The sequence below is a fragment of the Staphylococcus casei genome, assembly GCF_030294405.1.
Lineage (GTDB): Bacteria > Bacillota > Bacilli > Staphylococcales > Staphylococcaceae > Staphylococcus > Staphylococcus succinus.
Genome location: NZ_CP125718.1, coordinates 1989272 through 2006772 on the forward strand (window position 1 = coordinate 1989272; position 17501 = coordinate 2006772).

The following is a 17501-nucleotide window of genomic DNA, read 5'->3' on the forward strand; positions in this document are numbered from 1 at the left end:
TTAAGATAATTTTCTCACGTCACAGTAAATTTTGCACGCTATTCACTTCATTAACAATATACAATTGTTGAAATTGTCTCACAACTTTTCGAACGATTTTTACTTTGTCTATATTGTTCATATAAAATGGATTAAACTCAATTAAATCCAAAAAGAGACACTCTTTATAGTCCTTGTTGTGTAACATGAAAAGCAATTGTAATTGCCAATAGATAGGATGAGATTTGATATATAATTGTTCAGGAAAAATCAGCCCCAAATGATTACATACCCATGTTTCCGTTATACGTAAATTATACATAACACTTAAGGATGGTTCCAATACAGTGCGTTTAAGTCGGCACTGTTTCATATAACGGCGGATGGCTGCTGCTTTAAGTTTGAATAATAGCTTATTATCTTCATCTGCTGGTTTACGTATGACAGCACCTATCGACACTTTGTTTCTTTTAGCACAATAGAGTTGACCACCTAAAAATTGTAATGCGCTATATTGATACAGTTGCTGCGTTTCCTCATCCCAGGCAAATAATCTACGCTCATCATTATTAATAAATGTTCGCTCATAATTACTCAGCTTTAATGTTTGCATTGTTTCATTGTAATTAGGGTTTTTGATAATCCAAATTACACTATAACCTAAAGCTAATAATGATTTAGTTCTTTTTTGAATTTGTAAAATCGGTATTTGAGAAAATTGAATTTCTATTACAGTGGTATGATTAATAATTAAATCTGGATATTGATAACTTTGAGGTACATAAGGTTCAAGTGCGACATCAATAGCATGATACTCGAACCATTGTGCAAGTAAATATTTAAGTTGATAATGTTCCAGGGTTTCCCCTTTATGACAGTAATAATCACTTTTATTTTTATGTGCAAAATGTGCTCTCTTCATACCACCATTTTTGAAGATAACACTTCTATTACAATGAGGGCACATATAGTTCACCCCTTTTACCGCTTGGTTAGCGAGAACAATTGAGTTGGTTTCGCTTCTAGCACGTAACATTGATACATCACCTCATAATATTACACGTTTAAGCCCGCATGATTACTTTTATATATGCATATGTTTCAATTTAAATAGGTTTCAACTCATGATTTCATTATATTTCCACAATTTTTGCTAATTGATTGTATACAAAAAAGACCAATTAGATTTTTGAAATCTAATTGGTCTCTATGAAAGTATCGCTTTATAACCCGAACGCTTCATCACTTATATTTATCTTCAATCATTGACTCAATTTAATTATTCTTCTGTGGTACTTGGAAAATAACGACGTACTTGTGATGCTACATTATGGCTCATAATAATTTTAGCATAGTCGTTTAAATATACTTCTGATTTGTCAGTAGGATATGCGAACTCAAGTAATTGACTATAGCTATCATTAATTGCTTCTTGATCTACGGATTCATCAAAGTGAATAGCGTAATAATAAATATTATTAAGACTATATAATAAATCTTCAAACTCATCAGTTTTTTGATTATTATGATGTGCATAATCAATAACTTCTTCTAAATCGTTGAATTTAACAATAACTGTGCGCGTATTTTGTTGCTTACGTTCGTTATGCTCTTGTTGTTGTGCATTCTCTTTTTGCTGTTGGCGTTGTTCAAATAAATCTTCCAAGCTATCTTCTTGATCAAAAGTTTGTGACAACAAATCATTGACTTGATAATCAAGTTGCTCATTATCATCATCTGACATATTAATAAGATCTTCATTCTTAGATTTAGATATCGTTACTTCCACGCCTTTTTCAAATGCATGCACTTGAATCCAAAGCGGTCCTTCAACAACAAAATCTTCTTCTTCGTTGATTTCTTCCATCATATTCCAAAAGAATTCTTCCCCACGTTTACGATTTGTCCACAAATCTTCACGTTTAAATCCTCTAGCCTCAATATCACTATATGTTATAAATAATTTAACAGTAGTATCGTCAACACGCTCTATTCTCATATCATCTCACTCCTTACAGTCGATGAATAGTAATCATAATTGTATTAGAATATAGTAAAAATTACAATTCATTTGTTTGATTAAATTTTACCATTTCCTATTCGGTCTCTTATATTAACATATCCCCTCGCATAAACCAAAAAAACAGCACTTTATATTTGAGTGCTGTTGCGATTTTGTCATTTTTGTTCACATCAAATGCAGCTAGTCTAATGTATACTTGAATAATTTAAGCCCTCGCTTTTTTGAAATATGCGGAGGATGCTGCATCTTTGTTTAAAATAACAAAACCACAAAGCAACATGAATAAATGTCACTTTATGGCTAGTATTTATTATTTATTTTAATCAACCATACGTTGCGCTTCTTGTAATTGGAATGTACGCACTTTTCTTGGTAAGAAACGTCTAATTTCATCTTCATTGTAGCCTACTTGCAAACGCTTGTCGTCTAAAATGATTGGACGACGTAACAAACCAGGATTATCTTGAATAATTGAATATAAATCTTGAAGTGGTAATGCATCGATGTCTACATTTAACTTTTGATAAGTTTTAGAACGTGTAGAGATGATCTCATCTGTTCCGTCTTCAGTCATTTTTAAAATTTGTTTGATTTCGTCAATTGTTAAGTGTTCTGAAAAAATGTTACGCTCCGTATACGGAATGTCATGTTCTTGTAACCATGCTTTCGCTTTACGGCAAGATGTGCAACTTGGTGAAGTAAATAGTGTTACCATACATCTCACTCTCCTATTTTTCATGAATATAATTCATTAGATTTCATTATTTATATGATTAAGAAATATTATAGTAATATTCCGCTTCCTAACCTTACAATCATAGTATACCCTTTCAACATTAAAATTAAATGAGAATTTCTTAACTTTTTTCAAAATGTTTAAAATAATAGATTTTCTCAATAATTATTGACTGAAATCTTAGGTATGCCTATTAGTTTAACATAACTTACAAATGAATGAAATACTGTTATAATGTAGGTAATATGTAAAAATTTAAATTTTAGAAAGTAGGCATCCAAAAAATGGAAACATTATTTTCAGGTATCCAGCCTAGTGGTATACCCACGCTCGGTAATTATATTGGTGCATTAAAACAATTTGGAGAAGTCCAAGATGATTACAATTGTTTCTTCTGCATCGTGGACCAACATGCAATTACGGTTCCACAAGATCGTTTGAAATTAAGAAAACAAACGAGACAACTTGCTGCTATTTATTTAGCTTCTGGTATTGATCCAGAAAAATCTACACTATTTATCCAATCAGAAGTACCAGCACATATTCAAGCAAGTTGGATGCTGACAACCATATCTTCTATTGGTGAATTAGAGCGCATGACACAATTTAAAGATAAATCTTTAAAACAAACTGAAGGTGTACCTGCTGGCCTCTTAACTTATCCACCATTAATGGCTGCGGATATTGTCATCTACAATACTAATATCGTACCTGTAGGCGATGATCAAAAACAACATATGGAATTAACACGAAACTTAGTAGACCGATTTAATAGTCGCTACAATGATATTTTGGTTAAACCTGAAATTCGCATGCCAAAAGTAGGTGGGCGTGTCATGAGTTTACAAGACCCAACTAAAAAGATGAGTAAAAGTGATGACAATCAAAAAAACTTCATCTCTTTATTAGACGATCCAAATGCTGCTGCCAAAAAAATTAAAAGTGCAGTTACAGATTCGGATGGCATAATTAAATTTGATAGAGAACACAAACCAGGTATTTCTAACTTATTATCTATTTATTCAAGTCTTACCGATGAATCATTAGCTGCACTTGAACTCAAATACCAAGATTTAAATTATGGTGTCTTTAAAACAGATTTAGCTGACATAGTAAAAACATTCTTAACTGAATTCCAAGAAAAGTACAATCATTACTATAATTCAGCGGAATTGGATACCATTTTAGATGAAGGTAGAGATAAAGCTCAAAAGGTTTCATTCAAAACCTTGAAAAAAATGGAAAAAGCGATGGGCTTAGGTCGTAAATGATAAAACTCCCAACACAGTCTAATATGATTAGGCTGTGTTTATATATATTGATAAAACATAAAAGGCCACCTCAACTATAAATGAGATGGCCTTTTTTTATCATAATATTGCTTGTTATATTATTTTTTATTGCTACCTGTGTCTCTATCAATATCTTTGTTGATGCGTACCTCTTTCAACGAAGTATCGCCACCGATTTGATGATAATATAAACCTTTAACTTGAGGATTGGTTAAATGTGCTTCCCCTTTTTGATAAATCGGCGCAACCGGTGCTTCTTGTAACATAATTTCTTCGGCTTTTTTCATTGCCGCTTGACGTTCATCTGGCTTTTGTAATAATTTGCCATTCGCATCTTTGATGAGTTTATCGTACTCTTTGTTTCCCCATCCTGTGTTATTAGACGCATTACCTGTCGTCATAATACTTAAGAATGTTAATGGATCTGGATAATCTGGACCCCATCCAGAAAGCGAAGCCTCAAATGTTTCTGAGTGTTCTTGGTTTATTCTTTGCTTAAATGGTAGTTGCTTAATCTTCATTGTAACGCCAGGTAAATTTTTCTCAACTTGGGCCTTGATATACTCTGCCGAAATTTTTGCATCAGCTGTATCTTCTGTGTTCATCGTGAATGTTAGGTTGTTAATACCTAATTCTTTTTTCGCTTTGTCATAATGCTTTTTCGCTGCTTTAGGATTATATGATAATGGCGATTGAATCGATTCTGTAAAATCCTTACCGTCAGGCGATTTTGCAGTGTACTTAGATGTAAAACCATCAGTTGCTGACGAACCATTATTTTTAACCGCATTCACATAGCCTTCTTTATCAATGGCTTGAGAAATCGCAAGTCTTAAGTCTTTATTCTTAAATTCAGGAACATTGTCTCTGTTTAATTTGACATAAAATGTACTTGCTAACAGTCGTTTTTTCAGACCAGGATTGCCTTCATACTTATCAACTTGATCAGCAGTAATAAGCGTATCATCAACTGATCCTGTATCATATAATGAAGCACCCGCTTGTTGATCTTTCAACACTTTATAGTTTACTCGATCTAAATGTACTTTTTTCTTATCCCAATAGTCTTTGTTTTTCACAAGTTGAATTTTATCTTCAACTTTCCAGTCCTCTACTTTGAATGGGCCATTATAGATTGACTTTTCAGCGGTTGTCCCATATTGTTCTCCGTATTTGTTCACTACTTTTTCATTTTGCGGCATAAATGTCGCAAATGCTAACAATTCACTGATATAAGGAATGGGTTTATTTAATTCTACTTTTAGTGTATGGTCGTTCACAGCTTTGACGCCTAATTCATCTATATTTTTTTTACCTGTATTAATTGCTTCCGCATTTTTCAAATCATACATTATATATGCATACTCTGATGCTGTTTTAGGATTGACGACACGTTTCCAAGCATATTCAAAGTTTTGTGCTGTTACTGGATCACCGTTTGACCATTTGGCATCTTTACGCAGCTTGATTGTTAACGTCTTACCGCCATTACTCTTTTTAGGCATTTCTTTCGCTACACCTGGCTGTGCTTTATCATTTTTATCTAATGTATATAAACCTTCATATATTTGGTTAAACACATCAAATGATACTGTGTCTGTTACAAGTGCTGTATCCAATGATGATATATCCTGTGGTAGTACTTTTCTAAATACTTGGCCTTTATCTGAATATACACCTTCTGCACTACTACAACCTGCTAACACAACAGATAACGCTATAAGTATGGTAAATATTTTGAATTTTTTCATCGAAATCCCCCTTTCCCCTGTTATACAGATGCTTTTTGTATTTGTGATTTTAACGTTTCAGCTTCTTCATCTGTTGTAAATACATAATGACTTGGACGTACTTCATGCAATACTCTTTGGTTATTTTTAGATGTATCTTCTTTAAAAATCGTTCTTTTACGTATTCTTTCACTCTCTGGATCTGGCTGTGGTACAGCAGAAAGAAGTGATTGTGTATATGGATGTAATGGGTGATTATAAATTTCATCTGCACTACCTAATTCGACGATTTTACCAAAGTGCATGACTGCAATTCTGTCAGAAATATATTTAACCATAGAAAGGTCATGGGCGATAAATAGGAATGTAATTCCTCGTTCTCTTTGTAATTTTAACAACAAGTTGACAACTTGCGCTTGAATTGACACATCTAATGCTGAGATAGGTTCATCCGCAATAATAAATTCAGGTTCCACTGCTAAAGCTCTAGCAATACCTATACGTTGTCTTTGCCCCCCTGAAAACTCATGTGGGTAGCGGTTTGCATGCTCTTTACTCAACCCTACTGTTTCTAATAAATCATATACACGTCTTTTACGATCTTTCACACCAGTAGCAAGTTTATGAATATCAATGCCTTCTGCCACAATATCCATAACTTTCAACCTTGGGTTTAGAGAAGCGTATGGATCTTGGAAAATCATTTGTATTTTTTTATTAAATTTTAATGAGTCTTTACGATTTTTAATCTTTTGTATATCTATACCTTCATACAAGATTTCACCATCTGTAATATCATTTAATTTAATAATTGCTTTACCAGTTGTAGATTTACCACATCCCGATTCCCCTACTAATCCAAATGTTTCTCCTTTAAATACATCAAAAGAAATGTTTTCAATGGCTCTTACTTCATTATGTTTACCTTTATTAAAATATTGTTTTAAATCTTTCACTTGTAGTAATACTTCTTTATTATTGTCCATCAAACGACACCCTTTCTACTTGTTGAGGTTTATCGTAATTATTCGGCATGTTACGTAAACGTTTTTGTACCATTTCTGGTGGATCAACATGAGGTGCGCGTTCATCTAACAACCATGATTTCACAAAATGTGTTGGCGATACTTGATACCAAGGTGGTGGCGACTTAAAGTCAATATCTAATGCATATTGACTTCGTTCTGCAAATGCATCTCCTTAGGGTGGATGTAATAAATCTGGTGGCGTGCCCGGTATAGCTAATAACTCAGTTTCTGACCCTGTCGTTAAATCGGGCATAGATGATAACAGTCCCCATGTATAAGGATGCTTTGGATCGTAAAATATCTCATCTACCTCTCCAGTTTCTATCATTTGACCACCGTACATCACCGCAACACGATCTGCAATGTTAGCAACAACGCCTAGATCATGTGTAATAAAGATAATAGACGTGCTTATCTTATCTTGTAATTCTTTCATTAATTCTAATATTTGTGCTTGCATCGTTACATCAAGTGCTGTGGTTGGCTCATCAGCGATTAATACTTTAGGCTCGCACGCTAATGCAGTTGCAATAACAATTCTCTGTCTTTGCCCTCCTGAAAATTGATGGGGATAAGCATTAAACCGTTTCTCTGCATTTGGTAAACCAACCATATTCAAAATCTCTAGCGCCCTTTTTTTCGCATCAATCTTGTTATAATTTTTATGTTTCATCAAAGGTTCCATAACTTGTTTACCAATTTTCATCGTTGGATTCAACGAAGTCATAGGATCTTGGAAGATCATTGAAATGTCTTTGCCTCGTAACTTAATCAATTCCTGTTCTGATTTTTTTGATAAATCATCACCTAAAAAATTGATTTCTCCTTTTTTAATTCGACCTGATTCACGTTGGAATAACTTCGTGATTGCTTTAGTCGTCACGGATTTCCCAGATCCTGACTCACCAACAATCGCCAATGTTTCTCCTTTATCTAGAAAGAAATCGACGCCTCTGACTGCTTGCACTTCCCCTGCATCGATATCAAAGGAAACATGCAAGTTGTTAACTTCTAATATTCGTTCTGACATATCTGTTGCCTCCTTTATTATCTACGCATTTTAGGGTCAAATGCATCTCGTAATCCATCACTAAACAAGTAGAAAAATAAGATTAATAAACTTAATATAATTGCTGGTATAAACAACTCATGTGGATGTATTAATAACATCGCTCTACCATCATTAACAAGTGAACCTAATGATGTTTTAGGCGCAGGTACACCAATACCGATAAAGCTCAAGAATGCTTCGAAGAATATCGCATTGGGTACCGTGAACATAGATGTTACTACTACTGCCCCTAATGTATTAGGTAAAATATGTTTGAAAATCAATTTTAATTTTGAAGCACCTAATGTTTTAGATGCCAACACAAATTCTTGTGATTTTAATTTTAAAAATTCTCCACGCACAACACGACTCATACCTATCCATCCTGTAATAGCCATCGCTAATATAATTGTCCAAATAGAGGGTTCAAATATCAGCACGAACAATATAACGACGATAAGCGTTGGAATAGATGCTACGACTTCAATGATACGTTGCATGACGTTATCTATCCGTCCCCCAAAGAACCCGGATATGGCACCATAGACAACACCAATAAATATATCTAATAAAGCAGCTACAACACCAATAAACAAAGAAACTTGAGCGCCTTGCCATGTTCTTGACCATAAATCTCTACCTAATTGGTCAGTCCCAAACCAGAAATGCTCTTTAACACCTGCTTCCTTATAAGCATCAACGCCTTTTGCGCCTTCACCGTCAAAGGGTAAGAATGGTATCTGATCTAACACTGGAATTTTTGCTGGCAAGTTACGTCTGTCAACATCTTGATCAGCATAATCATGTGCACTTACCAGTGGCCCTATCAATGCAAGTAATACAATAATAATAAGTCCAATCATACCAACGACTGCTAACTTGTTACGCTTCAATTGGGCCCATGCATCTTGCCAAAAGTTTTTACTTTCTCTTTGCATTTCTGGTTCTTTTGAAATGTCATTGTTACTTCTAATAAAATCAGTTGCCGGAATTGCTTCAGAGGTATGTGACATCACTGCATTTGAATGGTCATCTGTTAATTTTTCATTTCTTTTATCAGCCATTATTTTTTACCTCCTTGTACACGAATACGTGGATCAATAACACCATAAAGAATATCTACAACGAAGATAGAAACAATAAATAGTGTACTGAATAAAATTGTTGTTGCCATAATCACAGGAAAATCATTTGTAGTAATAGATCTAACAAATTGGTCCCCTAAACCAGGCACACCGAAAATATTTTCAATTGTCAAAGTACCAGTTAAAATACTAGCTAACATCGGTACAATAATCGTAATTACTGGAATCAAAGCATTTCTCAATGCATGTCCAAATAACACTCTCATCGTAGAATTACCTTTTGCACGCGCTAATAAAATATAATCTGAACTTAATACCTCTATCATTTCTGCTCTTATGTATCTAGTCACAGTTGCTAGCACTGCTGCTGAAAGTGCTAATGAAGGTAAAACTGCTGTTGATATACCTTCCCATCCGGCGACAGGAAACCAATGTAATCTTACAGAAAATACATATTGTAAAAGTACCGCTAGTACAAATGAAGGTACAGACACTGCTATAACTGAAATCACTGTGGCTGTGTAATCAACCCAACTGTTTTGCCGTACCGCTGCTATAATCCCCAAAATTAATCCTAATATAACCCCAATTACCATTGCTATAAGTCCCATTTCAAGTGATGGTAATAATCGTGGCTGTATTAATTCCCACACGGGTTGATTATCGTACTGGAATGAATTACCGAAGTCACCTGTCGCTACATTTTTCAAATAGCTTGCATATTGTACTGGTACAGGATCATTCAATCCATATTTTTCATTTAAAATTTGCTTTTGATCTTCACTTAACTTTTCATCATTAAATGGTGATCCTGGCATTAATTTCATTAAGAAAAATGTAATCGTTACGATAATGAATAATGATAAAATCATATACCCTAAACGTTTCAAAACATATTTAAGCATAATTTATCCCCCTTTATTTTCAAAATAAACATTCCCTTTCGAAATATTCAGAAATATTTAATAACAATTATATATTCAGTTCATCTATTAAGCAATATTGTTTTGCTTTACATTAATAAAGAATATTTTAACAAAATAATTTATTAACTAACAAAAACATTGATACAAAAGAATTTATAGATATTATTATTCTTTTTTTAGTTATATTAAGTTACAATAAATTTATTGAAAAGAGGAGGCATAAAAATGAGAAGCAATCACAATATACTCATATGGGGACTTTTCACACCTCTGTTATCTTTAGCTTTTTGGCTCTTTACCGTCCATACTTTAGTTCATTTTATGAATTTACTGTTTTACATATCTATCATCTTAACGATTATATTTTTCATTATTATCATCGTTCAAGAAGGTGTATTAGATCCTACAAGTTATGGTTTTAGAAGATTAAAATATCAACTCTCTAGTCAAAAACATAGAGATGCTTTAGAAAAAGACGCGTTTTTTAAACCAGGACAAGTGAAAAAAGAGCATTATTCTATTACCCCCTGGGTCATCACTGGATTTGTTTGTAATATTATATATTTATTATGCTCTATTTCGATTTCTTTTATGCTCTAAATGTTACTTAAATTAAAAAAGACTGTATGAAATATTGTCATCTATTTAACAATATTTCATACAGTCTTTTATTTTGTATCTAAATGCGGATTATAAAACAAAGCATAATATAGTAGCACAAATCCAAGTAATACGATAACGCCTACATATACCGACATCATCCATGGTAACAGCACCACACCCATAATCAATCCCAATCGTGATAATACATTAGCACCATAAAATGAAATCATATTAAAAGTCGCATAGGTACTACGTTGATTTTTCGGAATCATTCTAAAGCGTTGCTCATTTTGAATCGGAGAATATATCAGTTCGCCCAATGTAGCAACGATAGCAAAACAACACAACACCCAAAAGGAATTTGCTGAAGTTAAAATGATATAACCTCCTGTATACAACACAACTCCATACAAAAAGAATACTTTTTTAGAAGTATAAGATATGAGTTGGTTGACTGCAAAGGTAAGCGTCGCAACAACTATCGTATTGATAATCATAATCACAGAAAACATGCGTACACCATCAATATAAAATCCTAAGAAATGTAATGATTCAAAATTAGATTTCAACCTCACTACTACATATGAATTCAAACTTAGTTCAGCCATGATAACCATCATATAGCCTAAATTAAATAGCATATAATATTTATCTTGAATAACAACTTGATAACTATTTATAAAATGTTTAAAACGTGAGGTTAGTTCATTTTTTTCACTATAAAATTGTTGTACATCATAATACTTCTTAAATAAGTACCAACTAATCAACATTGCACAGAAAAACAATATAAAAAGCATGCGCTTATGACCTAAATAAAGCACAGCTCCAAGTACCATCGCTATTGCTGTACCAACATTAAACATCCAATAATTTAATCGGTATACGTACTCACGTACGTCGTCATAAATTGCATCCATGATAGCAGCTTCAAATATAGGTGAACTTACTGCAAAGAGCATTTGAAAAATAAAAATGCTTGCACAAAAAATAATTAAACCAATACCATCCATCGTTACTGTAATACTTAAAACAATAAGACAAATAGCATATAAAAAATGAACATAATTCACTACTGTTTTCCTATTATAATTGTCTCCTAAATAACCGCCTAAAAAAGACATGCCAAAGTTAACGATAATATTAATTATTAAAAACACACCTGCAAATATAGCATTAATTTTACTTGTTAAATAGAGCGCCATAAAAGGGAGCACAGCTTGGCTTGCAATAATCAAAATAAAATCTGCAATTAGTCTTGACTTCAAAGTGGCGGATAATGTAAAAAACTTTTTCAACATAATCCCTCCTTCACAACTTTACGCTCAATTATACATGAAGTAGATATTATGAAAAGTTTATTTTCACATTAACTAATTGCTAAAAAATAATTTTTAAATAGACCTAAATTTATAAAAATTGGTATACAAAAAGTGGATATAATCATCTAACAACTGATTACATCCACTTTTTATTTATTATATTAGTGATTAAATATTATTTTTTAATCAGCAAATTTTTTCAATATAATTACCGCATTGTGTCCACCAAAACCTAAACTATTACTCATTGCATAAGTAATATCTAAATCTTCTGCTTTATTAGGCACAATATCGATATCACATTCAGGGTCTGGTGTGACAGCGTGAATCGTTGGTGCAATACGACTATCTCTAATTGAAAGTGCAGAGAATATCGCCTCAATGCCCCCTGTCGCTCCAAGTAAATGACCTGTCATTGATTTAGTTGAACTTACTTTCAATGTTTTAGCAGCTTCGCCAAATGTATTTTTGATTGCTTGCACTTCTGTTAAGTCTCCAACTGGTGTACTTGTACCGTGAGCATTAAGGTATTGTATTTCTTTAGCCTCAATGTTTGCATCATCTAAAGCAGCTTGCATAGCACGTGAGCCACCTTCTCCTTGAGGTGCAGGTGCAGTAATGTGATAAGCATCTCCTGTTGTACCGTAACCAACGATTTCCGCATAAATTTCTGCGCCTCTTGCTTTCGCTGATTCAAGGGATTCAAGTATAACAATACCTGCGCCTTCACCCATAACAAAGCCATCACGGCCTTCTTGGAATGGTCGACAAGCAGTTTCTTTGTCATCATTTGTAGATAATGCACGACTTGCACTGAATCCTGCAATTGCCATTTGAGTAATTGGTGCTTCCGTACCACCAGTAATCATGGCATCTGCATCACCACGTTGAATGATTTTAAAAGCTTCACCTATAGAATTTGTACCAGTAGCACAAGCAGTGACTGTAGATCCATTAGGGCCTTTCGCACCTAAATCGATAGATACTTGTCCCGTAGCCATATCTGGAATTAACATTGGTACGAAAAATGGACTTACACGTCTAGGTCCACGTTCTAATAATTGTGAATGTGCAATTTCAAAAGTTTCCATACCGCCAATTCCAGAACCAATCCATACGCCAATTCTATTTGCAGTGTTTTCATTAATATCTAATTTAGCATCACTCACTGCTTCTCTAGCCGCAACAACTGCGTATTGTGTAAATCTATCCATACGACGTGCTTCTTTTTTCTCGATATGATCTTCAATATTAAAATCTTTTAACTCTCCAGCCAAATTAATATTGAAATCTGATACATCTAAACGAGTAATTTCATCAATACCATTTACGCCCTTTAATGCATTATCCCACGTCGTCTTTGCATCGTTACCTAGAGGTGATAATGCGCCGACGCCTGTTATTACAACACGTTGTTCTTTGCTCATAGTTTATCCTCCTATTTTCCCCATCTCAATGTAACAGCGCCCCAAGTCAGACCGCCGCCAAAACCTACTAACACTAAAACGTCATCGTCTTTAATTTTGCCATTTTCCAGTTCTTGCGCAATACTTAATGGAATTGAAGCAGCAGAGGTATTACCATATTTATCAACTGAAACACTCATCTTTTCTCTCGGTATACCTAAGCGTTCTCTCGCCGATTCCATAATTCTAATATTTGCTTGATGAGGCACAAACATATCAACATCTTCTGGTTTTAAATTTGCTTTAGCTACTGCATTATTCGATGCTTCGCCCATAATCCTAACTGCAAATTTAAATACTTCACGACCGTTCATAAATATTTTGCCATTTTCTGGATTTAAATATAAATGTTTACCACCTGAGCCATCAGAACCTAATTCATAGCTCAGAATACCACGTCCTTCTGATACTTCTCCGATAACAGCAGCGCCTGCACCATCACCGAATAAAATTGCAGTGGAACGATCGGTAAAATCAGTAATTTTAGATAATTTATCTACACCTACAACAAGTACATTCTTATAATCACCAGATTGTACAAATTGTTTAGCATTAATCATCGAATACATAAAACCACTACACGCAGCGAGTTGATCTAAAGATGCAACTTTACCAACGCCTAATCTATCTTGAAGGATATTAGCTACTGTTGGAAAAGGAAAATCACCTGTAGAAGTCGCAACTAATATCATATCAATATCAGAGGCTTCAATTCCAGCATCTGCTATTGCTCTTATGCTTGCTTCATATGCTAAATCAGATGTTTCTTGCTCTTCACTAGCCCATCTTCTTTCTTTAATACCAGTCATTTGAGAAATCCATTCATCTGTTGTTTCTAAAAATGTTTCAAAATAGGCATTGTCTACTATATTTTCAGGTGCATATGCACCAAAACCTTTAATACCCACGTCCATGGTCGAACACCTTCTTAATTTAATTTTTATTACCAGGTATTAATTTAACATAATACACATTTCAAATACAAGAACTACCTCTAATATGTGTGTATAATTGCATATTTTATTATAATTTAAAGCATATTTAGCTATAACGCAAAAATATGCTTTAATACTTTTCTTACTATACAAATAGCGTTTTCTTATTTATAATAGAGATATATTTATTATATTGGAGGCATTACATAATGAAATACCTCATAGTTCTATTTTGGTCTATTGTCTTATTAGAAATGATTAATTTTGTATTAAATAGTTTAGAGGGTGGCGGGCCACTTAACCTAATCACACCTCTTGTTGTAGCAGTTATATTTACAATTATTGTAGTGTTATTTGATATGGTTATTAAGCCAACGTCCAATGATTCTAAACAACATTAGACATATTTTAAACTGTCGACAAAGTTTCATTACTTTGTGGCAGTTTTTTATTTAACACATTATTATAAAACAGCCCCCGTAAAAAGTATGACTACTGATACGGGGGCTGTTCTACTTTGTAATTTATATATATTAATTATCTTTATAACGTTTCGGGTTTGATATCTTTAAACGTCAAGCCGTCATCTGATAAATCTATATGAATGGATGTACCTTCTGGTAAATTCTCTCTAATCATTTTACGCGCTAATGGTGTTTCAATTTGTCTCTGTACAAAACGTTTTAAAGGACGTGCACCAAATTGAGGTTCGTATGCTTCTTTTCCTAGCCATGCTTTTGCCTCATCAGAAACTTCTATAGAAATACGCTGTTCCATAAGTCTAATATTTAATTGTGTCAATATTTTATCAACGATTAAACTCATATCGTTGATTGTTAATGGTTTAAAGAGCACAATATCGTCCATACGGTTAATAATTTCTGGTTTGAAATATTGATTCAAACTTGTCATTACAGATTTTTCAGTAGATTCTGTGATAACACCTGTATCTTTAACATTTTCTAATAAAATTTGTGAACCAATATTACTAGTCATAATAATAATTGTATTTTTAAAATCGACTTCTCGTCCTTTAGAATCTGTGAGACGACCTTCTTCAAGTATTTGTAAGAGTACGTTAAATACATCTGAATGTGCTTTTTCAATTTCATCTAACAATATAACTGAATATGGGTTACGACGAACTGCTTCTGTTAATTGTCCACCTTCATCATGACCTACATAACCTGGAGGTGCGCCAATTAAACGAGAGACAGAGTGTTTTTCCATGTACTCACTCATATCAATACGAATCATGTGTTTTTCTGAATCAAATAACGTAGATGCTAAGGATTTAGCCAATTCTGTCTTACCGACACCTGTAGGTCCTAAGAATAAGAAGCTACCAATTGGTCTGTTAGGATCTTTAATCCCTGCACGCGCTCTTACAACCGCATCTGAGACTAAATCAACAGCCTTATCTTGGCCAACAACACGTTTGTGTAAAATATCTGCCAGATTTAATAGTTTTTCTCTTTCCGTTTCAACTAATTTGGATACTGGAATACCTGTCCATGAGCTTACGATATCTCCAATTTCTTCATCAGTTACAATTTCTCGAATAATACGGTCAGTGTCTCCACTTTGCTCATCTTGGAATGCTTCTTCCAATTCACGTAATTCTTTCTCCAATGCTGGAATTTTACCATGTTGTAACTCAGCTGCTCTTTCTAAATTATAATTCGTTTCAGCTTCTTCTAAAGCTTTTCTACTTTCATCTAATTCTGAACGTTTTTCTTGTAATTTAGCAATTTTTCCTTTTTCTTCTTCTACGCGTGATTGTATTGCATTTTGTTTTTCTTTTTCATTAGATAATTCTTCTTGTAGTTCTTGCAATCGTTGTTTACTTGCGTTATCAGATTCATTTTTCAATGCAGATTCTTCAATTTCTAATTGCATGACACGTCTATTAACTTGGTCTAGTTCTGTTGGGTTAGATCCCATTTCTGTACGTATCGTTGCGCAAGCTTGATCGACTAAATCGATTGCTTTATCTGGTAAGAAGCGATCAGTAATATAACGATCTGATAATTCTGCGGCTGCTACTATAGCTCTGTCTTGAATACGTACACCATGATAAACTTCATAACGTTCTTTTAATCCACGTAATATAGAAATTGTATTTTCTACATCTGGCTCAGCAACGTTTACTTTTTGGAAACGACGTTCTAACGCTGAATCCTTTTCAATATATTCTCTATATTCATTTAATGTTGTAGCACCAATACAATGCAATTCACCGCGTGCAAGCATTGGTTTCAACATGTTACCTGCATCCATGGCACCTTCTGTTTTACCTGCACCTACAAGCATGTGAATCTCATCAATAAATAGAAGAATTCTACCTTCTGAATCTTTAACTTCTTTAAGCACTGCTTTTAAGCGTTCTTCAAATTCACCACGGTATTTTGCTCCGGCAACTAAAGCACTTAAATCTAATTCAAAAATCGTCTTATCTAATAGAGCGTCTGGTACGTCTTTACGTACAATACGTTGCGCTAATCCTTCAACGATAGCAGTCTTACCTACACCAGGTTCACCTATAAGTACAGGATTGTTTTTCGTTTTTCTACTTAAAATTCTAATAGCATTACGTATTTCTTCGTCTCGTCCTATAACCGGATCCATATTGCCTTGACGTACTTCTTCAACTAAGTCACGTCCATATTTTTCTAATGCTTCGTAATTTGCTTCTGGATTTTGTGATGTCACGTGATTTCCCCCTCTTATTTTTTTTATAATCTCAGTTATCACTTCTTTTTTATTGGCGACAAATTGTTGTGTCGTTTCGTCTATGTCCATTGCAGCAAGAATAATATGCTCCATAGAAACATATTCATCTTCATAAGATTTCATATAACTTTCAGCTTTATTAAACAGTTCATTCGTTTTTTGACTAATATACTGTCCGTACTGTACGTTATCGCCTTGCACAGATGGGTATTGTTTTAATTTTTCTTTATATGCATTTATCAGTGCTTCTGTTTCAATATTGGCACGTTCTAGAACACTTTTAAATAAACTATCATTTTCTTCAAGTGCTGCCATAAGTACAGCTTCAATTTCAATGTTTTGATTTTCATTTTCTTTTGCTAATTCAACAGCTTTTTGTATAGCGCCTTGAACTGCATAGGTCATTTGATTAATATCCAAAATGATTCACCTCACCATTTAGTGTTTGATCAATGGAAAGCAAGTTTGACTTTGACTTTCTTTGACCTTAAGTTTATTATAGTCCTTTTTATTTAGATAATCAACACAAAAGCTTGTATTTTTTTCAAATAAAACACTAAAATTTCAAGCAGTATACATCAATGTTTTGCCC

14 protein-coding genes and 1 pseudogene are annotated in these 17501 nt (G+C 33.6%); 3 read left to right on the forward strand and 12 right to left on the reverse strand.

All coding sequences use genetic code 11. From position 1 onward, the window contains the following. Positions 1–19 precede the first annotated feature (19 nt). The 3 genes from QMO72_RS09600 to spxA form a co-directional block, all read right to left on the reverse strand. Positions 20–1015, reverse strand: a complete 996-nt coding sequence (locus QMO72_RS09600) for a competence protein CoiA (RefSeq protein WP_103266216.1) — start codon at positions 1013–1015, stop codon at positions 20–22. Between the two features lie 243 nt (positions 1016–1258). Continuing rightward, positions 1259–1978 (reverse strand): adaptor protein MecA, encoded by a 720-nt coding sequence (mecA, locus tag QMO72_RS09605; RefSeq protein WP_103266217.1) that lies wholly within the window; start codon positions 1976–1978, stop codon positions 1259–1261. Between the two features lie 343 nt (positions 1979–2321). After that, positions 2322–2717 carry a transcriptional regulator SpxA gene (gene spxA, locus QMO72_RS09610; RefSeq protein WP_040030144.1) on the reverse strand — a complete coding sequence of 132 codons (396 nt, stop codon included), beginning with the start codon at positions 2715–2717 and terminating at the stop codon, positions 2322–2324. A 305-nt stretch (positions 2718–3022) separates the two neighbouring features. On the opposite strand from spxA, the gene trpS reads away from it, so the two are divergent. Next, positions 3023–4009, forward strand: coding sequence for a tryptophan--tRNA ligase (trpS, locus tag QMO72_RS09615; RefSeq protein WP_103266115.1), 987 nt, complete (start codon positions 3023–3025; stop codon positions 4007–4009). 119 nt (positions 4010–4128) lie between these two features. On the opposite strand, the gene QMO72_RS09620 is transcribed toward trpS, so the two are convergent. The 5 genes and pseudogenes from QMO72_RS09620 to opp3b all read right to left on the reverse strand — a co-directional run bounded on the left by QMO72_RS09620 (position 4129) and on the right by opp3b (position 9829). Next, entirely contained in the window at positions 4129–5781 is a 1653-nt protein-coding gene (locus QMO72_RS09620) for a peptide ABC transporter substrate-binding protein (RefSeq protein WP_103266116.1), read from the reverse strand. A 20-nt stretch (positions 5782–5801) separates the two neighbouring features. Continuing rightward, on the reverse strand, positions 5802–6746 hold the full coding sequence (locus tag QMO72_RS09625; RefSeq protein WP_103266117.1) for an ABC transporter ATP-binding protein: 945 nt from the start codon (positions 6744–6746) through the stop codon (positions 5802–5804). Next, positions 6736–7818 (reverse strand): annotated as a pseudogene (locus QMO72_RS09630) (ABC transporter ATP-binding protein). The gene QMO72_RS09625 and the pseudogene QMO72_RS09630 overlap by 11 nt, the downstream one beginning before the upstream one ends. 17 nt (positions 7819–7835) lie before the next feature. After that, positions 7836–8903 (reverse strand): oligopeptide ABC transporter permease, encoded by a 1068-nt coding sequence (gene opp3C / locus QMO72_RS09635; RefSeq protein ID WP_103266118.1) that lies wholly within the window; start codon positions 8901–8903, stop codon positions 7836–7838. Further along, the gene (gene opp3b / locus QMO72_RS09640; RefSeq protein WP_069823363.1) at positions 8903–9829 is read right to left on the reverse strand and encodes an oligopeptide ABC transporter permease; all 927 of its coding nucleotides are present in this window, start codon (positions 9827–9829) and stop codon (positions 8903–8905) included. The genes opp3C and opp3b overlap by 1 nt, the downstream gene beginning before the upstream one ends. Before the next feature lie 246 nt (positions 9830–10075). Between opp3b and QMO72_RS09645 the strand changes: the two genes are divergently transcribed. Beyond that, positions 10076–10450 carry a DUF3899 domain-containing protein gene (locus QMO72_RS09645; protein ID WP_103266512.1) on the forward strand — a complete coding sequence of 125 codons (375 nt, stop codon included), beginning with the start codon at positions 10076–10078 and terminating at the stop codon, positions 10448–10450. A 68-nt stretch (positions 10451–10518) separates the two neighbouring features. Here the strand turns inward: QMO72_RS09645 and QMO72_RS09650 are convergent, their stop codons facing one another. The 3 genes from QMO72_RS09650 to QMO72_RS09660 form a co-directional block, all read right to left on the reverse strand. Further along, entirely contained in the window at positions 10519–11754 is a 1236-nt protein-coding gene (locus QMO72_RS09650; RefSeq protein WP_286093175.1) for an MFS transporter, read from the reverse strand. Positions 11755–11957: 203 nt separating this feature from the next. After that, positions 11958–13202 carry a beta-ketoacyl-ACP synthase II gene (gene fabF, locus QMO72_RS09655; RefSeq protein WP_069823361.1) on the reverse strand — a complete coding sequence of 415 codons (1245 nt, stop codon included), beginning with the start codon at positions 13200–13202 and terminating at the stop codon, positions 11958–11960. Positions 13203–13213: 11 nt separating this feature from the next. Further along, positions 13214–14155: a beta-ketoacyl-ACP synthase III gene (locus tag QMO72_RS09660; RefSeq protein ID WP_069823360.1), complete on the reverse strand. Its 942-nt coding sequence runs from the start codon at positions 14153–14155 to the stop codon at positions 13214–13216. Positions 14156–14385: 230 nt separating this feature from the next. Between QMO72_RS09660 and QMO72_RS09665 the strand changes: the two genes are divergently transcribed. Next, positions 14386–14577 (forward strand): YjzD family protein, encoded by a 192-nt coding sequence (locus QMO72_RS09665; protein ID WP_103266511.1) that lies wholly within the window; start codon positions 14386–14388, stop codon positions 14575–14577. Between the two features lie 142 nt (positions 14578–14719). On the opposite strand, the gene clpB is transcribed toward QMO72_RS09665, so the two are convergent. Continuing rightward, a complete protein-coding gene (gene clpB, locus QMO72_RS09670; protein WP_103266510.1) occupies positions 14720–17329 on the reverse strand; it encodes an ATP-dependent chaperone ClpB in 2610 nt (869 codons plus the stop codon). Between the last annotated feature and the right edge of the window lie 172 nt (positions 17330–17501).

Excerpts from the sequence above, each read along its gene's own strand:
- trpS (WP_103266115.1), top strand. The coding sequence starts at position 3,023 with ATGGAAACATTATTTTCAGGTATCCAGCCTAGTGGTATACCCACGCTC.
- fabF (WP_069823361.1), bottom strand. The coding sequence starts at position 13,202 with ATGAGCAAAGAACAACGTGTTGTAATAACAGGCGTCGGCGCATTATCA.
- spxA (WP_040030144.1), bottom strand. The coding sequence starts at position 2,717 with ATGGTAACACTATTTACTTCACCAAGTTGCACATCTTGCCGTAAAGCG.
- QMO72_RS09600 (WP_103266216.1), bottom strand. The coding sequence starts at position 1,015 with ATGTTACGTGCTAGAAGCGAAACCAACTCAATTGTTCTCGCTAACCAA.
- QMO72_RS09650 (WP_286093175.1), bottom strand. The coding sequence starts at position 11,754 with ATGTTGAAAAAGTTTTTTACATTATCCGCCACTTTGAAGTCAAGACTA.
- QMO72_RS09620 (WP_103266116.1), bottom strand. The coding sequence starts at position 5,781 with ATGAAAAAATTCAAAATATTTACCATACTTATAGCGTTATCTGTTGTG.
- QMO72_RS09660 (WP_069823360.1), bottom strand. The coding sequence starts at position 14,155 with ATGGACGTGGGTATTAAAGGTTTTGGTGCATATGCACCTGAAAATATA.
- QMO72_RS09625 (WP_103266117.1), bottom strand. The coding sequence starts at position 6,746 with ATGGACAATAATAAAGAAGTATTACTACAAGTGAAAGATTTAAAACAA.
- QMO72_RS09645 (WP_103266512.1), top strand. The coding sequence starts at position 10,076 with ATGAGAAGCAATCACAATATACTCATATGGGGACTTTTCACACCTCTG.
- QMO72_RS09665 (WP_103266511.1), top strand. The coding sequence starts at position 14,386 with ATGAAATACCTCATAGTTCTATTTTGGTCTATTGTCTTATTAGAAATG.
- mecA (WP_103266217.1), bottom strand. The coding sequence starts at position 1,978 with ATGAGAATAGAGCGTGTTGACGATACTACTGTTAAATTATTTATAACA.
- opp3C (WP_103266118.1), bottom strand. The coding sequence starts at position 8,903 with ATGGCTGATAAAAGAAATGAAAAATTAACAGATGACCATTCAAATGCA.
- opp3b (WP_069823363.1), bottom strand. The coding sequence starts at position 9,829 with ATGCTTAAATATGTTTTGAAACGTTTAGGGTATATGATTTTATCATTA.